Origin of the sequence: Nocardioides aestuarii (genome assembly GCF_039527245.1) — a bacterium.
Lineage (GTDB): Bacteria > Actinomycetota > Actinomycetes > Propionibacteriales > Nocardioidaceae > Nocardioides > Nocardioides aestuarii.
The window spans coordinates 14,539-33,263 of the sequence record NZ_BAAAJT010000002.1; the positions used below are offsets into that span (position 1 = coordinate 14,539).

Annotated in this window: 24 protein-coding genes and 1 riboswitch; of the genes, 8 read left to right on the plus strand and 16 right to left on the minus strand. The window is 72.2% G+C overall.

From position 1 onward, the window contains the following. Positions 1–4: 4 nt before the first annotated feature. Complete coding sequence (pheS, locus tag ABD091_RS00090) at positions 5–1,117, minus strand: phenylalanine--tRNA ligase subunit alpha (RefSeq protein WP_343915066.1); 1,113 nt, start codon at positions 1,115–1,117, stop codon at positions 5–7. Positions 1,118–1,185: 68 nt separating this feature from the next. Here pheS and ABD091_RS00095 point away from each other — a divergent pair, with 68 nt between their 5' ends. Beyond that, the gene (locus ABD091_RS00095) at positions 1,186–1,977 is read left to right on the plus strand and encodes a DUF817 domain-containing protein (protein ID WP_343915067.1); all 792 of its coding nucleotides are present in this window, start codon (positions 1,186–1,188) and stop codon (positions 1,975–1,977) included. Here ABD091_RS00095 and ABD091_RS00100 read toward each other — a convergent pair. The 6 genes from ABD091_RS00100 to ABD091_RS00125 form a co-directional block, all read right to left on the minus strand. After that, a complete protein-coding gene (locus ABD091_RS00100) occupies positions 1,964–3,031 on the minus strand; it encodes a sensor histidine kinase (RefSeq protein ID WP_343915068.1) in 1,068 nt (355 codons plus the stop codon). The genes ABD091_RS00095 and ABD091_RS00100 overlap by 14 nt on opposite strands. 9 nt (positions 3,032–3,040) lie before the next feature. Further along, positions 3,041–3,826, minus strand: a complete 786-nt coding sequence (locus ABD091_RS00105; protein WP_343915069.1) for a TrmH family RNA methyltransferase — start codon at positions 3,824–3,826, stop codon at positions 3,041–3,043. A gap of 3 nt (positions 3,827–3,829) precedes the next feature. After that, a complete protein-coding gene (gene rplT, locus ABD091_RS00110) occupies positions 3,830–4,213 on the minus strand; it encodes a 50S ribosomal protein L20 (protein ID WP_343915070.1) in 384 nt (127 codons plus the stop codon). Positions 4,214–4,316: 103 nt separating this feature from the next. Further along, positions 4,317–4,511: a 50S ribosomal protein L35 gene (rpmI, locus tag ABD091_RS00115; protein ID WP_343915071.1), complete on the minus strand. Its 195-nt coding sequence runs from the start codon at positions 4,509–4,511 to the stop codon at positions 4,317–4,319. Positions 4,512–4,568: 57 nt separating this feature from the next. Continuing rightward, complete coding sequence (infC, locus tag ABD091_RS00120) at positions 4,569–5,240, minus strand: translation initiation factor IF-3 (RefSeq protein ID WP_343920835.1); 672 nt, start codon at positions 5,238–5,240, stop codon at positions 4,569–4,571. Positions 5,241–5,556: 316 nt separating this feature from the next. Further along, entirely contained in the window at positions 5,557–6,069 is a 513-nt protein-coding gene (locus ABD091_RS00125; RefSeq protein ID WP_379189188.1) for an SseB family protein, read from the minus strand. Between the two features lie 121 nt (positions 6,070–6,190). Here ABD091_RS00125 and ABD091_RS00130 point away from each other — a divergent pair, with 121 nt between their 5' ends. Genes ABD091_RS00130 through ABD091_RS00155 form a run of 6 tightly spaced genes read left to right on the plus strand, consistent with a single transcriptional unit; the run spans position 6,191 to position 11,677 of the window. Beyond that, entirely contained in the window at positions 6,191–7,012 is an 822-nt protein-coding gene (locus ABD091_RS00130) for an ABC transporter permease (RefSeq protein WP_343915073.1), read from the plus strand. Then, a complete protein-coding gene (locus ABD091_RS00135) occupies positions 7,000–7,788 on the plus strand; it encodes an ABC transporter ATP-binding protein (RefSeq protein WP_343915074.1) in 789 nt (262 codons plus the stop codon). The genes ABD091_RS00130 and ABD091_RS00135 overlap by 13 nt, the downstream gene beginning before the upstream one ends. Beyond that, positions 7,785–8,798 carry an ABC transporter substrate-binding protein gene (locus ABD091_RS00140; RefSeq protein ID WP_343915075.1) on the plus strand — a complete coding sequence of 338 codons (1,014 nt, stop codon included), beginning with the start codon at positions 7,785–7,787 and terminating at the stop codon, positions 8,796–8,798. The genes ABD091_RS00135 and ABD091_RS00140 overlap by 4 nt, the downstream gene beginning before the upstream one ends. Next, on the plus strand, positions 8,791–9,981 hold the full coding sequence (locus tag ABD091_RS00145; RefSeq protein WP_343915076.1) for an LLM class flavin-dependent oxidoreductase: 1,191 nt from the start codon (positions 8,791–8,793) through the stop codon (positions 9,979–9,981). Before ABD091_RS00140 ends, ABD091_RS00145 begins: the two co-directional genes overlap by 8 nt. A 41-nt stretch (positions 9,982–10,022) precedes the next feature. Continuing rightward, entirely contained in the window at positions 10,023–10,451 is a 429-nt protein-coding gene (locus tag ABD091_RS00150; protein ID WP_343915077.1) for a hypothetical protein, read from the plus strand. Beyond that, the gene (locus tag ABD091_RS00155; protein ID WP_343915078.1) at positions 10,451–11,677 is read left to right on the plus strand and encodes an amino acid deaminase/aldolase; all 1,227 of its coding nucleotides are present in this window, start codon (positions 10,451–10,453) and stop codon (positions 11,675–11,677) included. The genes ABD091_RS00150 and ABD091_RS00155 overlap by 1 nt, the downstream gene beginning before the upstream one ends. A gap of 7 nt (positions 11,678–11,684) precedes the next feature. Here ABD091_RS00155 and ABD091_RS00160 read toward each other — a convergent pair whose 3' ends face one another. Beyond that, positions 11,685–12,083 (minus strand): hypothetical protein, encoded by a 399-nt coding sequence (locus ABD091_RS00160; RefSeq protein WP_343915079.1) that lies wholly within the window; start codon positions 12,081–12,083, stop codon positions 11,685–11,687. A 128-nt stretch (positions 12,084–12,211) separates the two neighbouring features. Here ABD091_RS00160 and ABD091_RS00165 point away from each other — a divergent pair, with 128 nt between their 5' ends. Beyond that, complete coding sequence (locus ABD091_RS00165; protein WP_343915080.1) at positions 12,212–12,757, plus strand: nucleoside/nucleotide kinase family protein; 546 nt, start codon at positions 12,212–12,214, stop codon at positions 12,755–12,757. Here the strand turns inward: ABD091_RS00165 and ABD091_RS00170 are convergent. The 8 genes from ABD091_RS00170 to ribD are packed head-to-tail and all read right to left on the minus strand — an operon-like array spanning position 12,754 to position 18,423. Further along, complete coding sequence (locus ABD091_RS00170; RefSeq protein ID WP_343915081.1) at positions 12,754–13,194, minus strand: PH domain-containing protein; 441 nt, start codon at positions 13,192–13,194, stop codon at positions 12,754–12,756. The two genes, ABD091_RS00165 and ABD091_RS00170, sit on opposite strands and share 4 nt — an antisense overlap. Next, entirely contained in the window at positions 13,178–14,047 is an 870-nt protein-coding gene (gene hisG / locus ABD091_RS00175; RefSeq protein ID WP_343915082.1) for an ATP phosphoribosyltransferase, read from the minus strand. Before hisG ends, ABD091_RS00170 begins: the two co-directional genes overlap by 17 nt. Before the next feature lie 10 nt (positions 14,048–14,057). Next, positions 14,058–14,321: a phosphoribosyl-ATP diphosphatase gene (locus ABD091_RS00180; protein ID WP_343915083.1), complete on the minus strand. Its 264-nt coding sequence runs from the start codon at positions 14,319–14,321 to the stop codon at positions 14,058–14,060. An 11-nt stretch (positions 14,322–14,332) separates the two neighbouring features. Further along, a complete protein-coding gene (gene ribH, locus ABD091_RS00185) occupies positions 14,333–14,818 on the minus strand; it encodes a 6,7-dimethyl-8-ribityllumazine synthase (protein ID WP_343915084.1) in 486 nt (161 codons plus the stop codon). After that, positions 14,815–16,074: a bifunctional 3,4-dihydroxy-2-butanone-4-phosphate synthase/GTP cyclohydrolase II gene (locus ABD091_RS00190; RefSeq protein WP_343915085.1), complete on the minus strand. Its 1,260-nt coding sequence runs from the start codon at positions 16,072–16,074 to the stop codon at positions 14,815–14,817. Before ABD091_RS00190 ends, ribH begins: the two co-directional genes overlap by 4 nt. Then, on the minus strand, positions 16,071–16,757 hold the full coding sequence (gene pnuC / locus ABD091_RS00195; RefSeq protein WP_343915086.1) for a nicotinamide riboside transporter PnuC: 687 nt from the start codon (positions 16,755–16,757) through the stop codon (positions 16,071–16,073). Before pnuC ends, ABD091_RS00190 begins: the two co-directional genes overlap by 4 nt. Beyond that, the gene (locus tag ABD091_RS00200; protein WP_343915087.1) at positions 16,754–17,371 is read right to left on the minus strand and encodes a riboflavin synthase; all 618 of its coding nucleotides are present in this window, start codon (positions 17,369–17,371) and stop codon (positions 16,754–16,756) included. The genes pnuC and ABD091_RS00200 overlap by 4 nt, the downstream gene beginning before the upstream one ends. After that, positions 17,371–18,423: a bifunctional diaminohydroxyphosphoribosylaminopyrimidine deaminase/5-amino-6-(5-phosphoribosylamino)uracil reductase RibD gene (gene ribD / locus ABD091_RS00205; protein WP_343920837.1), complete on the minus strand. Its 1,053-nt coding sequence runs from the start codon at positions 18,421–18,423 to the stop codon at positions 17,371–17,373. The genes ABD091_RS00200 and ribD overlap by 1 nt, the downstream gene beginning before the upstream one ends. Before the next feature lie 83 nt (positions 18,424–18,506). After that, a riboswitch (FMN riboswitch) is annotated at positions 18,507–18,652 on the minus strand. Between the last annotated feature and the right edge of the window lie 73 nt (positions 18,653–18,725).

Below are 18,725 nucleotides of genomic sequence, written 5' to 3' on the forward strand. Positions count from 1 at the left end.
GGGTTCAGATCTCCGTTCCGAAGGAGGACGAGAAGCGGACGTCGCCCTCGAAGAAGTCACGCAGGTCGGCGGCACCCGTCGCGAACATGAGGGTGCGGTCGATGCCCATGCCGAAGGCGAAGGCGGTGTAGCGCTCGCTGTCGATGCCGCACGCCGTGAGGACGCGCGGGTTCACCACGCCGCAGCCGCCCCACTCGATCCAGCCCTCGCCGCGGCACGTGCGGCACGAGTCGAGGCCGTCGACGCTGGTCCCACTTCCTCGGCAGACGAAGCAGCGCAGGTCGACCTCGGCCGACGGCTCGGTGAACGGGAAGTAGGACGGCCGGAAGCGCGTGGCGATGCCCTCGCCGAACATGCGGCCGGCGAAGTGGTCGAGCGACCCCTTCAGGTGGGCCATCGTGATGCCCTCGTCGACGACGAGACCCTCGACCTGGTGGAACATCGGGCTGTGGGTCGCGTCGTACTCGTCGGTGCGGAACACCCGGCCCGGGCACACGACGTAGATCGGCGGCGCCTGCGTCAGCATCGTGCGTGCCTGCACGGGTGAGGTGTGGGTGCGCAGCACGAGGTGGTGGTCGGCCGGCTCGGTCCAGAAGGTGTCCTGCATGGTGCGCGCCGGGTGGTCGGCGCCGAGGTTGAGCGCGTCGAAGTTCAGCCACTCCGCCTCGACGACAGGACCCTCGGCGACCTCCCACCCCATCGCCACGAAGATGTCCTCGATCCGCTCGGCTCCGGTGGTCAGCGGGTGGCGGCTCCCCCGCGCGCGTCGGTCGACCGGCAGGGTGACGTCGACGGTCTCCTCGACGAGCATCCGCTCCTCGTGCTCGGCCTGCAGCACCTCGGTGCGTGAGGCGAGCGCCTGGTTGACCGCGCCACGGGCCTGGCCGACCCGCTGGCCGGCCTCCTTGCGCGCCTGCGGCGGGAGCGCCCCGATCTCGCGGTTGGCGAGGGCGAGCGGCGACCGGTCGCCGGCATGGTCGAGCCGGACCTGCTTGAGCTCCTCGAGGTCACCGGCTGCTGCGATCGCGGCCAGCGCCGCGTCGCGCGCGGCCTCGACCTCCTCGGGCTTCAAGGCGGTGACCTCCACGGGGTCGTAGTCGGTGTTGGGTCCGGACATGGCCCCGAGTCTAGGAAGTGCCGTGCCGCTGCGACGAACCGGTTTGTCCCGTGGCTACGCTCCGCCGGGTGTGGTGGGGGCAGCTGGTGCGGTTCGCGTGGCTCGAGGCGCGCTCCTGCGTGTTCGCCGCCGGGGTGTTCGCCGGGCTGGCGATCGCCTGGCTGGTGCCGCTGCCGATCGCGGACTACGACTTCCTGCTGCTGTGGTGCGTCGGCCTCACGCTCGGCTTCTGGGCACTCGGCCTGGAGACCTGGCGCGAGGTCCTGGTCATCTGCGGCTTCCACCTGCTCGGGCTCACTCTGGAGGTCTTCAAGGTCGCGCAGGGGTCGTGGTCCTACCCCGGCGACGGCGTGCTCCGGGTCGGCGGCGTACCGCTGTTCTCCGGCTTCATGTACGCCGCCGTCGGCTCCTACATCTGCCAGGCGTGGCGCAACTTCGACCTACGGGTCTCCCACTACCCGCCGGTCGCGACGACGGCGGTCGCCGTCGCGATCTACGCCAACTTCTTCACCCACCACTACCTGCCCGACGTCCGGCTGCTGCTGGCCGTCGCGATGGTCGCCGTGCTCTGGCGCTGCCGGGTCCACTTCACCGTGGGTCCCGAGCGCCACCGGATGCCGTTGTCCGTGTCGTTCCTGCTGATCGGCCTGTTCCTCTGGCTGGCCGAGAACGCGGCGACGTTCCTCGACGCCTGGAAGTATCCCGGTCAGGTCGACGTCTGGGAGGCGGTGCACACGTCCAAGGTGGGCTCCTGGGCACTGCTGGTGTCGATGAGCTTCGTGCTGGTGGCGACGGTGAAGTCGCGGGAGGGCGTGCTGTACGCCGGGCGGCGGGACGCGCCACCCGTCACACGGGAGTGACGTCGGGGACGTCGGCCGCGGGCCACTCGATCGTGACCCGTGCACCTCCGTCGTCGGCATCGCCGAGGACCACCGAGCCACCGTGGGCGCGGGTCAGCCCCTGCACGAGGTAGAGGCCGAGACCGGATCCCCCGCGCGCACCTCCGGTCCAGAACTTCGTGAAGACGCGGCGCCGCATCTCCAGGGGGATCCCGTCGCCCTCGTCCTCGACCACGATCCGGACTCCCGGGTGGTCGGCCCCGTCAGGCAGGGACGACAACGACACCGTCACGTCGCCGGCGCCGTGACGCATCGCGTTCTCGACGACGTTGGTGACGACCTGGGTGAACTTGTCCGGGTCGGCGAGCACGCGCGGCAACCCGTCGGGTGCGTCGAGGGCGACGGGCCGGGCGCTGCCGGCCGACACGGAGTCGACGACGCGTCCGACCAGCACCGCGGCGTCGCTCGGACGCGGCTGCAGCGAGAGCCGGCCGGTGTCGATGCGCGCGACGTCGAGCAGCTCGGCGATCAGCCGCGAGAGCCGGTCGGAGTCGGCGTGGACCGTGGTGAGCATCAGCTTCTTCTGCTCGTCCGAGAGCCGGTCCCAGCGGTTGAGCATCGCCTGGACGAACCCCTTGACGCCGGTGAGGGGCGAGCGCAGCTCGTGGGCGACGGTGGCGACCAGGTCGGACCGCTCACGGTCGAGCCGGGCGCGGCCGCGACCACTACGGACGACCACGGCGACCTGCTCGACCGGCGCGCCACGCGACGGGCGGGCGATGCTGGCCGTCGTCAGCACCTCGGTGCCGTTGGGCAGCAGCCACGACTGCTCGGGGACCCCCGTGCGGGTGGCGAGCCCGCCGAACGGCTGGTTCTCGGCGCACCAGTCGCGACCCTCGTTGTCGGTGAGCCGGAGCACCTCGTCGAGCGGCCGCCCGACCGCCCCGACCGGGTCCACGCCCAGCATCCGGCCGGCGACGGCGGACACGAGCACGACCGTCGCGTCGGCCGCAGCGACGACCACCCCGTCGGGCAGCCCGTCGGCGAGCTGCTGGGCGCTCGGAGTGGGGTCCACGCCCCGACCCTAACGACGAGCGCGGGCGGTGGCGTAGAGGCAGACCGCCGCGGCGGTGGCGAGGTTGAGGCTCTCCGCCGCGCCGGCGATCGGGATCCGCACCCGGTGGTCGGCCAGGGCAGCCACGTCGTCGGGCAGACCCCACGCCTCGTTGCCGAAGAGCCAGGCGACCGGACCGCGCAGCAGGTCGTCGGCCGCGAACAGGTCGACCTCACCCCCGCCGTCCGCCGCGAGGACGACCAGCCCTGCGTCCTGAGCGGCGCGCACGGCGGCGCCGACGTCGCGCTCGACCGCCACGGGCAGGTGGAACAGGCTGCCGACGCTCGCCCGCACCGTCTTTGGGTTGTAGGCGTCGACCGAGTCGCCCGCCAGGACGACGGCGGCAGCGCCGGCCGCGTCTGCGGTCCGCACGACCGTGCCGGCGTTGCCGGGATCACGGACGTCGGCACACAGCACCGCCAGGTCGGCGTCGGTCAACGCCTCGGCCGTCGGGAGGTCGAGGAACCGGCACACCGCGACCAGGCCGGCTGGGCTGACGGAGTCGGAGAGCGCGGCGATCGCGCGGTCGTCGACGAGCGTCACGGGTGCACCGCCGAGCAGTCCGGCGTGGTGCTCGCGAGCAGCCGGCGTCGCGAAGACCTCCACGACGCAGTCGGGCACCGCCAGGGCGCCCTCGACGGCCTTCGGGCCGTCAGCGAGGAACAGCCGCCGCTCGGCGCGTGCCGAGCGGCGGCTGAGCCGTCGTGCGTCCTTGACCCGAGCGTTGCTCGCGGCCAGGGGCTGCTGTGGGGTCAAGCCTCAGGAGGCCTTCGGAGCGTTGACGTCCTCGGGCAGGGCCGCCTTGGCCTGCTCGACGAGCGCGTTGAACGCGGCGATGTCGTTGACGGCGAGGTCGGCCAGGATCTTGCGGTCGACCTCGATGCCGGCGAGGCCGAGGCCCTGGATGAACCGGTTGTAGGTCATGCCCTGGGCGCGGGCAGCGGCATTGATGCGCTGGATCCACAGGCGGCGGAAGTTGCCCTTGTTCTTGCGGCGGTCGTTGTAGCTGTAGACCAGCGAGTGGGTGACCTGCTCCTTGGCCTTGCGGTAGAGCCGCGACCGCTGGCCGCGGTAGCCCGAGGCCCGCTCGAGGGTGGTCCGACGCTTCTTGTGGGCGTTCACTGCGCGCTTGACGCGTGCCATCTCTTTACTCCTTGTTGCTCACGTGCTGCTCACGTATGGGGCCGCTGGTCTCCAGGCGTCCGCTCAGGATCTACCCAGACCACCGACAGGGGGTGGGGTTGGGTCAGCGACCCAGCATCTTCTTGGCGCGGCTGACGTCGGCCTTGGCGAGCTCGGTCGTGCCGGTCATGCGTCGGGTGACCTTGGAGGGCTTCTTCTCCAGGTTGTGGCGCTTGCCGGCCTTCTCGCGAAGGATCTTGCCGGACCCGGTCACCCGGAAGCGCTTGCTGGCACCGGAGTGCGTCTTGTTCTTCGGCATGGTGTGTCTCTTCCTACTTGACGTTCGGCCTGGATCTACGTCGAGGCTCAGGGTTGCTCAGGCGTCGATCTCGGGGTCGAGGTTCTCGGAGCGGCCCCGCTCCTTCTTGCCACCGGGACGGTGGGCGGCGCGGAACTCGGCCTCCTCGGCCTCGCTCGCCGCACGCTCGGCGGCCTTGTTCTCCTTGGCCGCCTTGGCCTCCGCCTTGGCCTCGGCCTTCTTGCGGTGGGGCCCCAGGACCATGACCATGTTGCGGCCGTCCTGCTTGGGGGAGGACTCGACGAAGCCCAGCTCGTCGACGTCCTCGGCCAGCCGCTGGAGCAGCCGGAAGCCCAGCTCGGGCCGGTGCTGCTCGCGACCACGGAACATGATCGTGATCTTGACCTTGTCGCCGGCCTTGAGGAACCGCACGACGTGACCCTTCTTGGTCTCGTAGTCGTGCTGGTCGATCTTCGGCCGGAGCTTCATCTCCTTGATGATGACGTTCGTCTGGTTCCGACGCGCCTCACGGGCCTTCTGGGCGTTCTCGTACTTGAACTTCCCGTAGTCCATGAGCTTGCAGACCGGCGGGCGGGCCATCGGCGCCACCTCGACGAGGTCGAGGTCGGCCTCCTGGGCCAGCTTGAGGGCCTGGTCGGTCGGGACGATCCCCACGGTCTCACCGTTGGGTCCCACGAGCCGGACCTCGGGTACCCGGATCCGCTCGTTGATGCGCAGCTCGGTGCTGATGTGTCCTCCAGTGTGTCTCGCGGTCGGAGGTCCTTCCCCGCGTCCGGCATCGTGCTCGCGCCGGGCAACAAAAAAGGCCTCCGCTGTTCACAAGCGGAAGCCAGTCGCGCCACGTCGCCCCGGTCGCTGTCACGACCTCGGCACGTGCCACCGGCCAGTCCCCTGCCCCATGACGGCGGCGGGTTCGTGCCGGGACCGGACCCGACGACCTGTGGCGGTCGCTGCGGGTGGGAGACGTGATGCTGCTGGTCCCCGCTTGTGGATCTGCCCGTCACAGGTGTGGCGGACTGATCGGTCAACGCAGAACCTTAGCGGCTCATTCCCCGGCGGGGCGAATCCAGGCGCTGCGGCCCTCGACGCTGGCCAGCTCCCAGCCCGCCGCCAGCGCACGGAGGTCCTCGCCCTCCACGACGAGCCGGTGGGGCCCCTTCAGGTCGAGCAGCAGGGCGACGGCACCCTCCTGGACGGCAGCTCGCGCGGCTGTCCGCGACGTCACCGGGACCGGCCGAGCGGCCGGGTCCCAGGCGGCGAGCGCGTCGAGACCGCTGAAGGCGAGCAGGCCGCGCCGGCCGTCGGGCCGGGCGATCAGCACCGCGGCCATGTCGCTGGTCTTGTCGTGAGCGAGTCCCGCCTCGTCCACCTCGACCTCGCCGGCCACCGCCACGACCGGGACGACGACACGACTGCCGAGCAGCACGGCCAGCGCGGCGGCGTACGTGCCCTCGCCGGAGGCGTGGGCCGCCAGGGCCGCCCGCAGCGCCGGGTCGGGGGCGCCGTCGTCACCCGCGAAGCCGGGATCGGGGATCTGGCGCTCGGGGTCGGTGGTCACGGCGTCCATGGTCCCCGAGCGCCGTGGTGCGGGCACCAGCGGGGGCGGCGTGAGAACCCGCACATTCAAAGTCGAGTGTTTGAGTTGATTTAATCGTATTAAGTCCGTAGACATGGGCGCCATGTCCACGACAGTCCCCTCCCCGACCACGACCCCGGGCGCGTCGACCGCTCCACGCCTCCGACGACGACCCGGGCCACGACCCGCCTTCTGGAGGCGATGGGTCTCCCCCGTCGTCCTCGTGGTGCTGTGGCAGCTCGCCAGCAGCACCGGCCCCCTGGACGAGCGCACGCTCGCATCACCCCAGCAGATCGGCACCACCTTCCTGCGCCTCGTGCAGGACGGCACGCTGGGAGCAGCCACCCTGGTCTCCGTCCAGCGCGTCGGTCTCGGCTTCGCGATCGGCGCCTCCGTCGGTCTCGTGCTCGCCGTCGTCGCCGGCCTCAGCCGGATCGGCGAGGACGCGATCGACCCACCGATGCAGATGCTGCGCACGCTGCCCCACTTCGGCCTGGTGTCGCTGTTCATCATCTGGTTCGGGATCGGCGAGACCCCCAAGATCGCGCTGATCGCGATGGGGGCGACGTTCCCGCTCTACCTCAACACGGTCGCCGGCATCCGTGGCATCGACCGCTTGGTGCTCGAGGCCGCGACCTCGATGCACCTCTCGTGGGCCCAGAAGATCCGGCACGTCGTCATCCCGGGCGCGCTCCCCCAGACCCTCGTCGGCCTCCGCCAGAGCCTCGGCATCGCGTGGTTGTCGCTCATCGTCGCCGAGACCATCAGCGCGTCGGCCGGCCTCGGCTACGTGATCCTCCACGCCAAGGACTTCCTCCAGACCGACGTCATCGTCGTCGGGCTGGCCGTCTACAGCCTGCTGGGCCTCACCACCGACGCCGTCGTCCGCTATCTCGAGAGGAGGGCCCTCGCATGGCGAGCCTGACCCCACCCCCGCCCGCCGCGCGCGTGCGCGGCCACCACCGCTCCTTCGGCGACGTGCAGGTGCTGCGCGACGTCGACCTCGTCGTCGAGGCCGGCGAGCTCGTCGTCCTGCTCGGCCGCAGCGGCTGCGGCAAGTCGACGCTCCTGCGCAGCCTCGCGCGCCTCGATCCCGTACCCGCCGACGAGGTCGAGGTGGGCGGCCGCACGTCGGTCGCCTTCCAGGAGCCGCGGCTGCTGCCCTGGCGCAGCGTGCGCGAGAACGTCGAGCTCGCGCTGCTCAGCACCGGCTCGGCCGAGGAACGGCGCGACCGGCGACGGCTCGCGGAGGCCACCCTCGCCGAGGTCGGCCTGGCCGAGAAGTGGGAGAGCTGGCCGCTCCGCCTGTCCGGCGGGCAGGCACAGCGGGTCTCGCTCGCGCGTGCACTCGTCAGCAACCCGGCCCTGCTGCTGCTCGACGAGCCCTTCAGCGCGCTCGACGCGCTGACCCGCCTCGAGATGCACCAGCTGGTCATCGAGCTGTGGCGCCGCCACTCGATGGCGATCCTCCTGGTCACCCACGACGTCGACGAGGCGCTCGCGCTGGCCGACCGGATCGTGCTGATGGACCAGGGCCGGATCACGCACACCTGGGACGTGGGCGACCTGCCACGCACCGACCGGGCCCCGTCGCGCCCCGAGATCGCGGGCGCGCGCGCCGAGATCCTCCGCGCCCTCGGGGTGCAGCCCCTCCCCCCGAACCCGAACCGCCAGCCCCACCACCAGCAAGGAGCAGCATGAACCCCCTCCCCTCCCTCCACCGCCGGCTCGTCGCCGTCCTCGCAGCCGGAGCCCTGACCCTCACGGGCTGCGGCGGCGCAGCCACCGGGAACGAGGCGGCCGTCTCCGACGACGGCTCGGTCGACCTCGAGCAGGTCACGCTCGTGGTCGGTGACCAGAAGGGCGGCTCGAAGGCCCTCCTCGCAGCGGCCGGCGAGCTCAACGACGTGCCCTACGAGATCCAGTGGCAGGAGTTCACCTCCGGGCCGCCGCTGCTGGAGGCCATGAACTCAGGCTCCGTCCACGTCGGCGGCGTCGGCAACACGCCGCCGCTGTTCGCCGCCGCCGCGAAGGGCGAGTTCCAGGTCGTCCAGGGCGCGACGTACGGCGGGACCGGCGACGCGATCGTGGTGCCGAAGGGCAGCGACATCGACGGCGTCGAGGACCTCGAGGGCAAGAAGGTCGCCGTCGCCGAGGGGTCCTCGGCGAACTACCACCTGCTCGCCCAGCTCGACGAGGCCGGCGTGTCCTACGACGACGTCGACATCCAGAACCTGCAGCCCGCCGACGCCCTCGCTGCCTTCTCGGGCGGCCACCTCGACGCGTGGGCCCTCTGGGAGCCCTACACCTCGCAGGCGGAGCACGACGCCGACGCGGAGGTGCTCGTCACCGGCAAGGACGTCGTCAACGGCTACACGTTCCAGGTCGCGTCCGACGCGGCGCTGGAGGACCCCGCCACGACGGCAGCGCTCGAGGACTACCTCGCGCGGATCGCACGCGCCCAGGTCTGGTCGCGGACCCACCAGGAGGCGTGGGCCGAGGTCTGGGCGGAGGAGACCGGCCTCTCGCAGGAGATCACCCTCGCCGCGGTGAAGAAGCGCGACGTGGAGGTCGTCCCGATCGACGGGAAGGTCGTCGACTCCGAGCAGGAGATGGCCGACGCGTTCGCCGACAACGGCCTGTTCCCCGCGAAGTTCGACGTCTCGGACTTCTTCACCGACCAGTTCAACGAGGTGGCGACCGGTGAGTGACCGACAGCGACAGCTCAGGCTGCACTGGTTCCTTCCCACCTCGGGCGACAGCCGGTCGCTCGTCGGCGCGGGACAAGGGGTGCCCACCGACGTCCGTGACGTCCGGGAGACCTTCCGGGGGCCCGACGGCTTCCGCGAGCCCAGCATCGACTACCTCGCGCAGGTGGCCCGCACCGCCGAGCAGCTCGGCTTCGAGGGCGTGCTCACTCCGACCGGGACCTTCTGCGAGGACGCATGGCTCACGACCGCGGCCCTCATCCGCGAGACCTCCCGGCTGAAGTTCCTCGTCGCCTTCCGGCCCGGGGTCGTCAACCCGGTGCTGGCCGCCCAGATGGCCGCGACCTACCAGCGCATCAGCGGTGGCCGGCTGATGCTGAACGTGGTGACCGGTGGCGAACCGACCGAGCAGGCGCGGTTCGGTGACACCGACCCCAAGGACGTGCGCTACGCCCGCACCGAGGAGTTCCTGTCGGTCGTGCGTGGCACGTGGCAGGACGCACCCTTCGACTTCGAGGGCGACTACTTCCGTGCGGCCGGGGCGCTGGTCAGCGGCGGGATCACGCCGCCGGACGTCTACTTCGGCGGGTCCTCCGGGCCCGCGGGACCGGTCGCGGCCAAGCACGCGGACGTCTACCTGACCTGGGGCGAGCCGCCCGCGCTGGTCCGGGAGAAGATCGCGTGGATGCGTGGGCTGGCGGCGGCGCAGGGCCGGACGCTCCGCTTCGGACTGCGGATCCACACGCTCTCACGGGACACCTCCGAGGACGCCTGGCAGCACGCCCAGTGGCTCCTCGACACGCTCGACCCGGCGACGGTGGCGGCAGCCCAGCGGGCGCTGTCGGCCAGCGAGTCGACCGGTCAGCAGCGGATGACCGCGTTGCGCGGCGGCCGTACGTCGTACTCCTCCGCCCGGGAGCTGGAGGTGGCGCCGAACCTCTGGTCGGGCGTGGGACTCGTGCGCGGTGGCGCCGGAACCGCCCTGGTCGGCAGTCACGAGGAGGTGGCCGAGCGCATCGAGGAGTACCACCACCTCGGGATCGACGAGCTGATCCTCTCCGGCTACCCGCACGTGGAGGAGGCCTACTCCTTCGCCGAGGGCGTGATGCCGCTGCTGCGGCGCCGAGGGCTCTGGGACGGCCCGCAGCCGGCGTCGGAGCCACGCCGGGAGCGCCGATCGGCCTGAGCCTCACGTCCACGTCCCCGGTCGTGTGGAACGCTGGGGGCGTGGACGAGGTCACCTGGGCCGCACTGACGGCCGCGCTCACCGCACTCGGTGCGGCCTGGACCTGGTATGCCTTCCGGCACCGGGGCGTGGCGTCCGGCCTGCGGGGAGCCGGTCTCACGCTGCTCCCGCCCGCGGCGTGGCTCACCGGGACGATGGAGATGTTCACCCGCATCGGCGGCGCCGTCTCCAGCTGGGCCACCGGGCTCGTGCTGAGCCCCCTCGTCTGGGCGGGCATCGTGCTGGCCGGGCTGTCCGTGGTCCTCCTCGGCACCTCGTCCGCGTTGCGCTCACGCGCCCGGGGCGTGACCTCCGACGACCGCCCGAAGCGTGGGCTGCCTGCCTCGTCCCAGGGCAAGGGTGAGCCCGCGCTCGGCGACGACGACCTCGGCGACGTCGAGGACATCCTGAAGCGCCACGGGATCACCTGATGGGGCCCTCCCCCGTCGCCCGGCGCGAGCTCGGGCGTCGTCTGGCGACCGCTGTCGCCGACGCCCGCGACGCCGGCGAGGACCTCGCCACCCCCCTGCTCGTCGTCGACCTCGACGCCTTCGACGCCAACGCCGACGACCTCGTCCGGCGAGCCGGGCACACGCCGGTCCGGCTCGCGTCCAAGTCGGTGCGGGTGCCGGCGCTGATCCGTCGTGCCCTCGCCCACGACGGGTTCCGCGGGGTGCTCTCCTACACCCTCCGCGAGGCGCTCTGGCTGCACGAGCAGGGGGTCACGGACGACCTCCTGGTCGCCTACCCGAGCGTCGACCGCGACGCCCTCGCACGGCTGGTCGCCTCACCGGCAGCGGCCGCCGCGATCACCCTCATGGTCGACCACGCCGACCACCTCGACGTCGTCGACTCCGTGCGCCGCTCCCTCGCCGTCCCGGTCCGGATCGCGATCGACGTGGACGCGGGCCTCCACGTCGGTGGGCGCCACGTCGGACCGAAGCGTTCACCGCTCCACGACACCGCCGAGGTGGTCTCGCTCGCCCGACGGGTCGTCGAGCGCCGCGGCTTCCGGCTGGTGGGAGTCATGACCTACGAGGGGCAGGTCGCGGGTCTCCCCGACGACGTGCCGCGCCAGCGCGCACGATCGCTGGTCGTGCGCGGGCTCAAGCAGGCCTCGATCGGCCAGCTCGAGGCGCGACGTCGCGAGGTCGCCGACGCCCTGGCCCCGCTGGTCGACCTCGAGCTCTGGAACGCGGGAGGGAGCGGCTCGGTCGAGGCGACCGCGGCCGACCCGGTCGTGACCGAGGTCGCGGCGGGATCGGGACTGCTGGTCCCGACGCTCTTCGACCACTACCAGTCGTTCGAGCCCCGGCCGGCCGCCTTCTTCGCGGTGCCCGTCGTACGCCGCCCCTCGGCGGACCTCGCGACGGTCCACGGCGGCGGGCTGGTCGCCTCGGGCGCCGCCGGTCGCGACCGGCTGCCGACCCCGTGGCTGCCGGAGGGCCTGCACCTCACCGGGCTCGAGGGCGCCGGCGAGGTGCAGACCCCGCTGACCGGACCGGGTGCCTCGCGGCTGCGCACCGGTGACCTGGTGTGGTTCCGGCACGCGAAGTCCGGCGAGCTCTTCGAGCACGGCACCGACGTCCGGCTGCTCTCGGGCAGCGCGTTCGTCGACCGCGTCGAGACCTACCGCGGACTCGGCCTGGCCTTCTGAGCGAGCGTCAGCCGCGACTGGTCTTGATGCAGACCCGGCCGGAGTAGGACGTCTCGAAGCGACCGCTGGCCCCGATCTTCACCCGGTAGCAGATCGTCCCGACCCGGTTGAGGGCCTTGATCTCCTTGCGGTAGCGGCTCTTGCCGTTGGTCTTGAACTTCTTCCAGTTGTCCCACGAGTTCGCGCTCTTGAGCTTGCGCTGCATGGTCGCGTAACGGTTCTCGTAGCTCGGCGTGACCTTGCCCTTGGCGAAGAAGACGTTGGTGCGCGGCTCGATGCCCCTGATCGAGATCTCGCGCTTGACCTCCGGCGTCGCCGGCTCGGCCTGGGCGGTGCCGACGGCGGCCAGCGGGACGCTAACGGCGATCGCGGCGACGGCGGCCGCGAGACGGGTACGGACGTGCATGGTTCCCCCTGTGAACGGTTCCTGAGATGTCGGATGTCAGGGTCCGGTACACCGGACCCGGAGACAGCCTGCCCCATCCGCGGCGCCTGCGGGGCGCTTCGACACGCTGCGTGTCTAGGGTTGGGTCCATGCCCACGACGGAGGACGCACGTCGGGTGCTCGCCCTGGTGGACGCGCGTCGCGCGACGCTCGGGCCCGGACGACTGGTGTGCATCGACGGTCCCGCCGGATCGGGCAAGACGACGTTCGCGGCCGCGATCCACCGGCTGCGGCCGTGCCGGGTGGTCCACATGGACGACCTCTATGCCGGGTGGGACGGCCTCGGGGCGGTCCACGCCCAGCTCGCCACCCTGGTCGCACCACTGGCCCGGGGCGAGACCGGACGGCACCGCCGCTGGGACTGGCAGGCCGGGGACTGGGCGGAGGAGGTGGCCGTGGCGCCGTCGCCGCTGCTCGTCCTCGAGGGCGTCGGGTCGGCCGCCCCGGTCGCCGCGCGGCAGGCCACCGCGATCGTCTGGGTCGAGGCGGCGCACGACGTCAGGCGGGCGCGGGCTCTCGCACGCGACGGCGACGACTTCGCGCCCTACTGGGACGCGTGGGCGGCTGCCGAGGCCGAGCACTTCGAGCGGCACCGGACGCGCGAGATCGCCGACCTGGTCCTCGACCTGTCCTAGCGGTCGATCAGGGTCCGGAGCTCGACCACGGCCGCGCGGGCGCGGCCGCCGTCGGAGCCCTGGATGCCCATGGCGGGCTGACTGGTGCCGTCGGCGAGGTCGAGCACGGCCCACGGCGCTCCGGGCGGCATGTGGACCGCGACCACCTCGGCCCACTCGTAGTCGTGGCGCCGGTAGCCGTTGACCACGACGAGCCGGTCGGCGGCCGCCACGACGCGGGAGCGGGCCATGGCGTAGCCGACCGAGAAGAAGAGCAGGCCGAGGAACACGATCGTGCCGCGCTGGAAGACGGTGAACCTCGCCCGCGTCTCGGCGTCGAAGGAGAACCACGCCGCCGCGCACACCACGACCAGCAGGCCGCCGAAGACGATGCCGGCCACACGCACGCCCAGCGGCCGCCAGGTGCGCGGCAGCCCCGGCTCAGAGGCGGCAGGCATGGATGTCCGTGAGCAGGATGCCGCGCGCGCCGATCTCCCACAGCTCGTCCATCAACCGCTGGGCCCCGGTGCGCGGCACCATCGCGCGCACCGCCACCCAGCCTTCCCGGTGGAGCGGCGAGACGGTCGGGCTCTCGATGCCCGGGGTGAGCGCCACCGCGTCGGAGACGTGGGCGGCAGGGATGTCGTAGTCCATCATCACGTAGGCACGGGCCACGAGGACGCCCTCGAGCCGGCGCCGGAAGATCTCGAACTCGGACGGCACCTCGGCCCCGCGGGTGATCAGCACCGCCTGGGACTCGAGGATCGTGTCACCGAAGGTCTCGAGGCCGGCGGCGCGCAGGGTGCTGCCGGTCTCGACCACGTCGGCGATCACGTCGGCCACGCCGAGCTGGATGCTGGACTCGACGGCCCCGTCGAGCCGGGTGACGGTCGCGTCGATGCCGCGCTGCTCGAGGAAGGCCTCCACGATGCCGACGTAGGACGTCGCGATCCGCTGGCCGGCGAGCTCGGCGAGGTCGCTGAAGCGTCCGGCGGGACCGGCGAACCGGAAGCGGCTGCTCCCGAACCCGAGGTCCATGACCTCCTCGGCCTTCGCTCCCGAGTCGAGGAGCAGGTCACGACCGGTGATGCCGACGTCGAGGGTGCCCTCACCGACGTAGAGGGCGATGTCGCGCGGGCGGAGGTAGAAGAACTCCACCCCGTTCTCGGCGTCGAGGAGCCGCAGCTCCTTGGCGTCGTGGCGCTGGCGGTAGCCGGACTCGCGCAGGATCTCGGAGGCGGCCTGGGACAGCGCGCCCTTGTTGGGCACGGCGACGCGGAGCAGCCGGTCGCCGTTCGTCTGGGTGGTCATGGGAGGTCCTTCAGAGGTGCGCGTAGACGTCGTCGAGGGTCAGGTCGCAGGCGAGCATGAGCACCTGGGCGTGGTAGAGCAGCTGGCTCAGCTCCTCGGCAGCCCGCTCGCGGCCCTCGTGCTCGGCGGCCATCCAGGACTCGGCCGCCTCCTCGACCAGCTTCTTGCCGATCGCATGGACACCGGCGTCGAGCTGTCGCACGGTGCCCGAGCCCTCGGGCCGGGTGGCGGCCTTCTCGCTCAGCTCGGACCAGAGCTCGTCGAACGTCTTCACACGGAGAAAGCCTAGACGTAGCCGCGCTTGAGCTGACGCAGGGTCTGTGCGGTGGTCAGGGCGGCGGACGCCGCCTCGTAGCCCTTGTCCTCGTGGGACGTCGAGAGGCCGGCCCGGTCGAGCGCCTGCTCCTCGGTGTCGCAGGTCAGGACGCCGAAGCCCAGGGCGGTCTGGTGGTCGATCGCGACCCGGGTGAGCCCGTCGGTGGCCGCGGTGCAGACGTAGTCGAAGTGGGGCGTGCCGCCGCGGATCACGACGCCGAGCGCCACGATCGCGTCGTACCCCTGCCCCGCGAGGGCGGCGGCGACGACGGGCAGCTCGAAGGTGCCCGGCACCCGGACGACGTGCGGCTCCTCGACGCGGTAGTCACGGCACGCACGGGCCGCACCGTCGAGCAGGCCGGCCATCACGGTCTCGTGCCAGCTCGCGGCCACCACGGCGACGCGCAGCTCGTGGCAGTCGGTGGGCTTCTGGGCGGGGGCTCCGGCACCGCTCACGGGGTCTCCTCCAGGTCGGGGATGAGGTGGTCGGCCAGGTCGGGCAGGTCGTGGCCCATGCGGTCGCGCTTGGTCAGCAGGTAGGCCAGGTTGTGGTCGTTGGCACGCGGGGTCAGGGGAACCCGCTCGGCCACGGCCACACCGTAGTCCTCGAGGCTCGAGGTCTTGTCCGGGTTGTTGGTCAGGAGCCGGACCGAGCCGACGCCCAGGTCGCGCAGGATCTGGGTCGCCGCACCGTAGTGGCGGGCGTCGGCGGGGAGCCCCAGGTCGAGGTTGGCGTCGACCGTGTCCCGCCCGCCGTCCTGGAGGGCGTAGGCCTGGAGCTTGGCGACCAGGCCGATGCCGCGGCCCTCGTGGCCCCGCAGGTAGATCACGATGCCGGTGCCCTCGGCGACGACCCGGTCGAGGGCCTCCTCGAGCTGGGGGCCGCAGTCGCAGCGGTGGCTGCCGAAGACGTCGCCGGTGAGGCACTCGGAGTGGACGCGGACGAGCACCGGCTCGCCGGAGGCCCGCGCCGCCTCGAGGTCGCCGTGGACCAGGGCGAGGTGCTCGCCCTCGTCGACGCGGCTGCGGTAGCCGAAGGCGCGGAAGTCTCCCGACCGAGTGGGCAGCCGGGTCTCGGCGACGCGCTCGACGAGCATCTCGGTCCGGTGCCGGTGCCGGACGAGGTCCTCGATCGAGATCATCGCCAGCCCGTGCTCGTCGGCGAACTCGCGCAGCTCCGGCGCGCGCTTCATGGTCCCGTCGTCGTTCACCACCTCGACCAGGACGCCCGCCGGGGTCAGCCCGGCCAGGCGTGCGAGGTCGACCGCCGCCTCGGTGTGGCCGCGGCGCACGAGCACCCCGCCGTCGCGGTAGCGCAGGGGGAAGACGTGACCGGGCCGGGTGATCTCCCACGGCTCCGTCGCGGAGTCGGCCAGCACCCGCGCCGTGTGGGCCCGGTCGGCGGCCGAGATGCCGGTCGAGACACCGTCGCGGGCGTCCACCGAGATCGTGTAGGCCGTGCGCAGCCTGTCCTTGTTGTGGGGCGTCATCAGCGGGATCTCGAGGCGGTCGAGCATGTCGGCCGGCATCGGCACGCAGATCACGCCACTGGAGTGGCGGATCGTGAACGCCATCAGCTCCGGCGTTGCCTTCGAGGCCGCGAAGATGATGTCGCCCTCGTTCTCGCGGTCCTCGTCATCGACGACCACGACGGCCCTGCCGGCCGCGATGTCGGCGATCGCCCGCTCGACGGAGTCCAGGCGCACGCTCACGCCGTCACCCGCTCGGACTCGCGCGGCTCCCCCTCGCCCCGCGCCTGGCGCTCCGCACGCCACCACGCCACGAGGCCGACGACGCAGAAGCCGCCGTAGAACACGTACATGCCGGCCGTCGGGTAGAAGCCGGCCTGCACCAGCGTGGTCACGCCCACGACGTCGACCAGGATCCAGACCAGCCAGAACTCCACCCAGCCGCGGGCCATCCCGTAGGTGGCCAGCATCGAGCCGGCCAGGATCCAGGCCTCGGTGGTCGGGCCCCACGAGCCGATCTGCAGCAGGAGCAGGTAGGCCGCGGCGTAGCCGACGACCGCCAGCACGACCAGCTGGACCCGCTCGCGGGCGGTGGCCCACCGCGGCGTGATGGCACCGCCGTCCGCCGCACCTCCGGCGCTGCGCGCCTGCTGCCAGCGCCACCAGCCGTAGACGCTGACGGCGATGAAGAACACCTGGCGGCCGGCCTGGCCCCAGAGCGGGTCGGTCGAGGCGCCGCTGAGCTCCCCGGTCACGAAGACGGTGAAGAGCAGCGCGTTGCCGACGATGCCCACCGGCCACGCCCAGACCAGGCGCTTCATGCCGAACAGGGCGCTGGCGAGCCCGAAGAGGTTGCCGATCACCTCCCGGACGAGCAGCTCACCTCCGGCGACGGGGATGGTGCCGTGGAGCAGCCAGTCGATCATGGGGTTCCTCCGGTCAGGTGGCGAACGAGGTTCTCGGTGTACTTGAGGACGTGCTTGGCGATGACGTCGACCTCGAGGTTGACCCGCTCCCCCGGCGCCCGGGATCCGAGCGTCGTACGGGTGAGGGTCTCGGGGATGAGGCTGACGGTGAAGCGGTCGTGACCGGCCTCGACGACCGTGAGGCTGACGCCGTCCACGGTGATCGAACCCTTGTCGACCAGGAACGGGGCGAGGGCCTCGGGCAGCGAGATCGTCACGACCTCCCAGTGCTCGCTGGGGGCACGATCGAGGATCTCCGCCGTGTCGTCGACGTGGCCCTGGACGAGGTGCCCACCGAGGCGGGTCTGCAGGGTGGCCGCCCGCTCGAGGTTGACCCGGTCGCCGGGCGCCACGCCCCGCAGCGAGGTCTTGTCGAGCGTCTCCTGCATGACGTCGGCCGTGAAGCAGTCGACGTCGAGCGTCGTGACGGTGAGGCAGCACCCGTTGACGGCGATCGAGTCGCCGAGGCGGGTGTCCTCGAGCACGGTCGCGGCCCGGACGGTGAGCCGCACGGCGTCACCCTGGTCGACGACCGCCGCGACGGTGCCGAGCTCCTCGACGATGCCGGTGAACATCACGCCCTCCTCGGGGTCATGGTGAGTCGGACGTTGGTGTCCTCGGCCGCTTCGAGGGAGTGGCCCCGCAGCACCGTGACGTCGTCGACGTGGAGGTGGTGGGCCGCGGCGATGGTGTCGACGCCGAGTGAGCCGACGGCGGACAGTCCGTCGCCCAGCAGCATCGGCGCGACGTAGGCGACGACCTCGTCGACGAGGTCGGCGCCCAGGAAGGCAGCGGCGAGGGTGGGACCTCCCTCGAGGAACACGTGCTGGCGGTCGCGTTCCGCCAGGCGCGCGAGCACCTCGTGGGGATCGCGAGTCCGGAGGTGCAGCGTCTCGGCCGCGTCGTCGAGCACCCTGCGGTCGGCCGGGAGCTCCCTCTCCCCCACGACGACGCGCAGCGGTTGGCGCGGCAGCGGCTGGTCGAGCTCGTCGCGGACGGTCAGCACGGGGTCGTCGACCACGACGGTGCCGGTCCCCACCATCATCACGTCGCACTCCGAGCGGAGCCGGTGGGTGTCGCGCCGGGCGGCGGGGCTGGAGACCCACCGGCTGGTCCCGTCGGCGGCCGCGCTGCGACCGTCGAGGGTGGTCGCGAACTTCCAGGTCACGAAGGGCCGGCCGTGCTCCACGGCGAAGGTCCACGCCCGGTTGAGCGCGCGGGCCTCGTCGGAGAGCAGCCCGCCCTCGATCTCCACCCCCGCGGCGGCGAGGGTGGCAGCGCCGCCACGCGCGACCGGGTTCGTGTCGGCCTGGGCGAACACCACCCGGCGTACGCCGGCGGCGAGGAGCGCCTCGGCACAGGGGCCGGACCGGGGACTGGTGTGGTTGCACGGCTCGAGGGTCACGACCGCGGTCGCGCCGCGCGCGTCGCCGCCCGCGTTGCGGAGCGCGTCGACCTCGGCGTGGGGCGAGCCCGCACCGCGGTGGAAGCCCTCGGCGACCTCTCGCCCGTCGGCGGCGAGCAGCACGCACCCGACCCGGGGGTTGGGCCCGTGGGGAACGCCTGGGGTCGCCGCGAGCTCGAGGGCGCGCGCCATGGCGGCCTGCTCGGCGAGGGTGGCGGTCATCGGGTCCTCCGGGTCCGGGGTGCTCACGGACGTCCGGGGACCTGCTGGCCGGCGTCGACACCGTCGTACGGGTGCGGACGTGGCCGCGTGCGCTTTCCATCCGGACTTTGACCGTCGGTCCAGGAGTTCCACCTGGTCAACCGGACGCTGGCTGCGGCCGGGTCGCGGACTTCCGGACTCTCGTCCGGTCACCGCCGGTGCGGAATTTCACCGCCCCCAGAGCACGCGAGCACCGACGTGTCGGTGCTGTTGCGAGGTCGAGCCTACTCCGGTCGGTGCCCGCGGTGGCCGTGAGGTCGCCC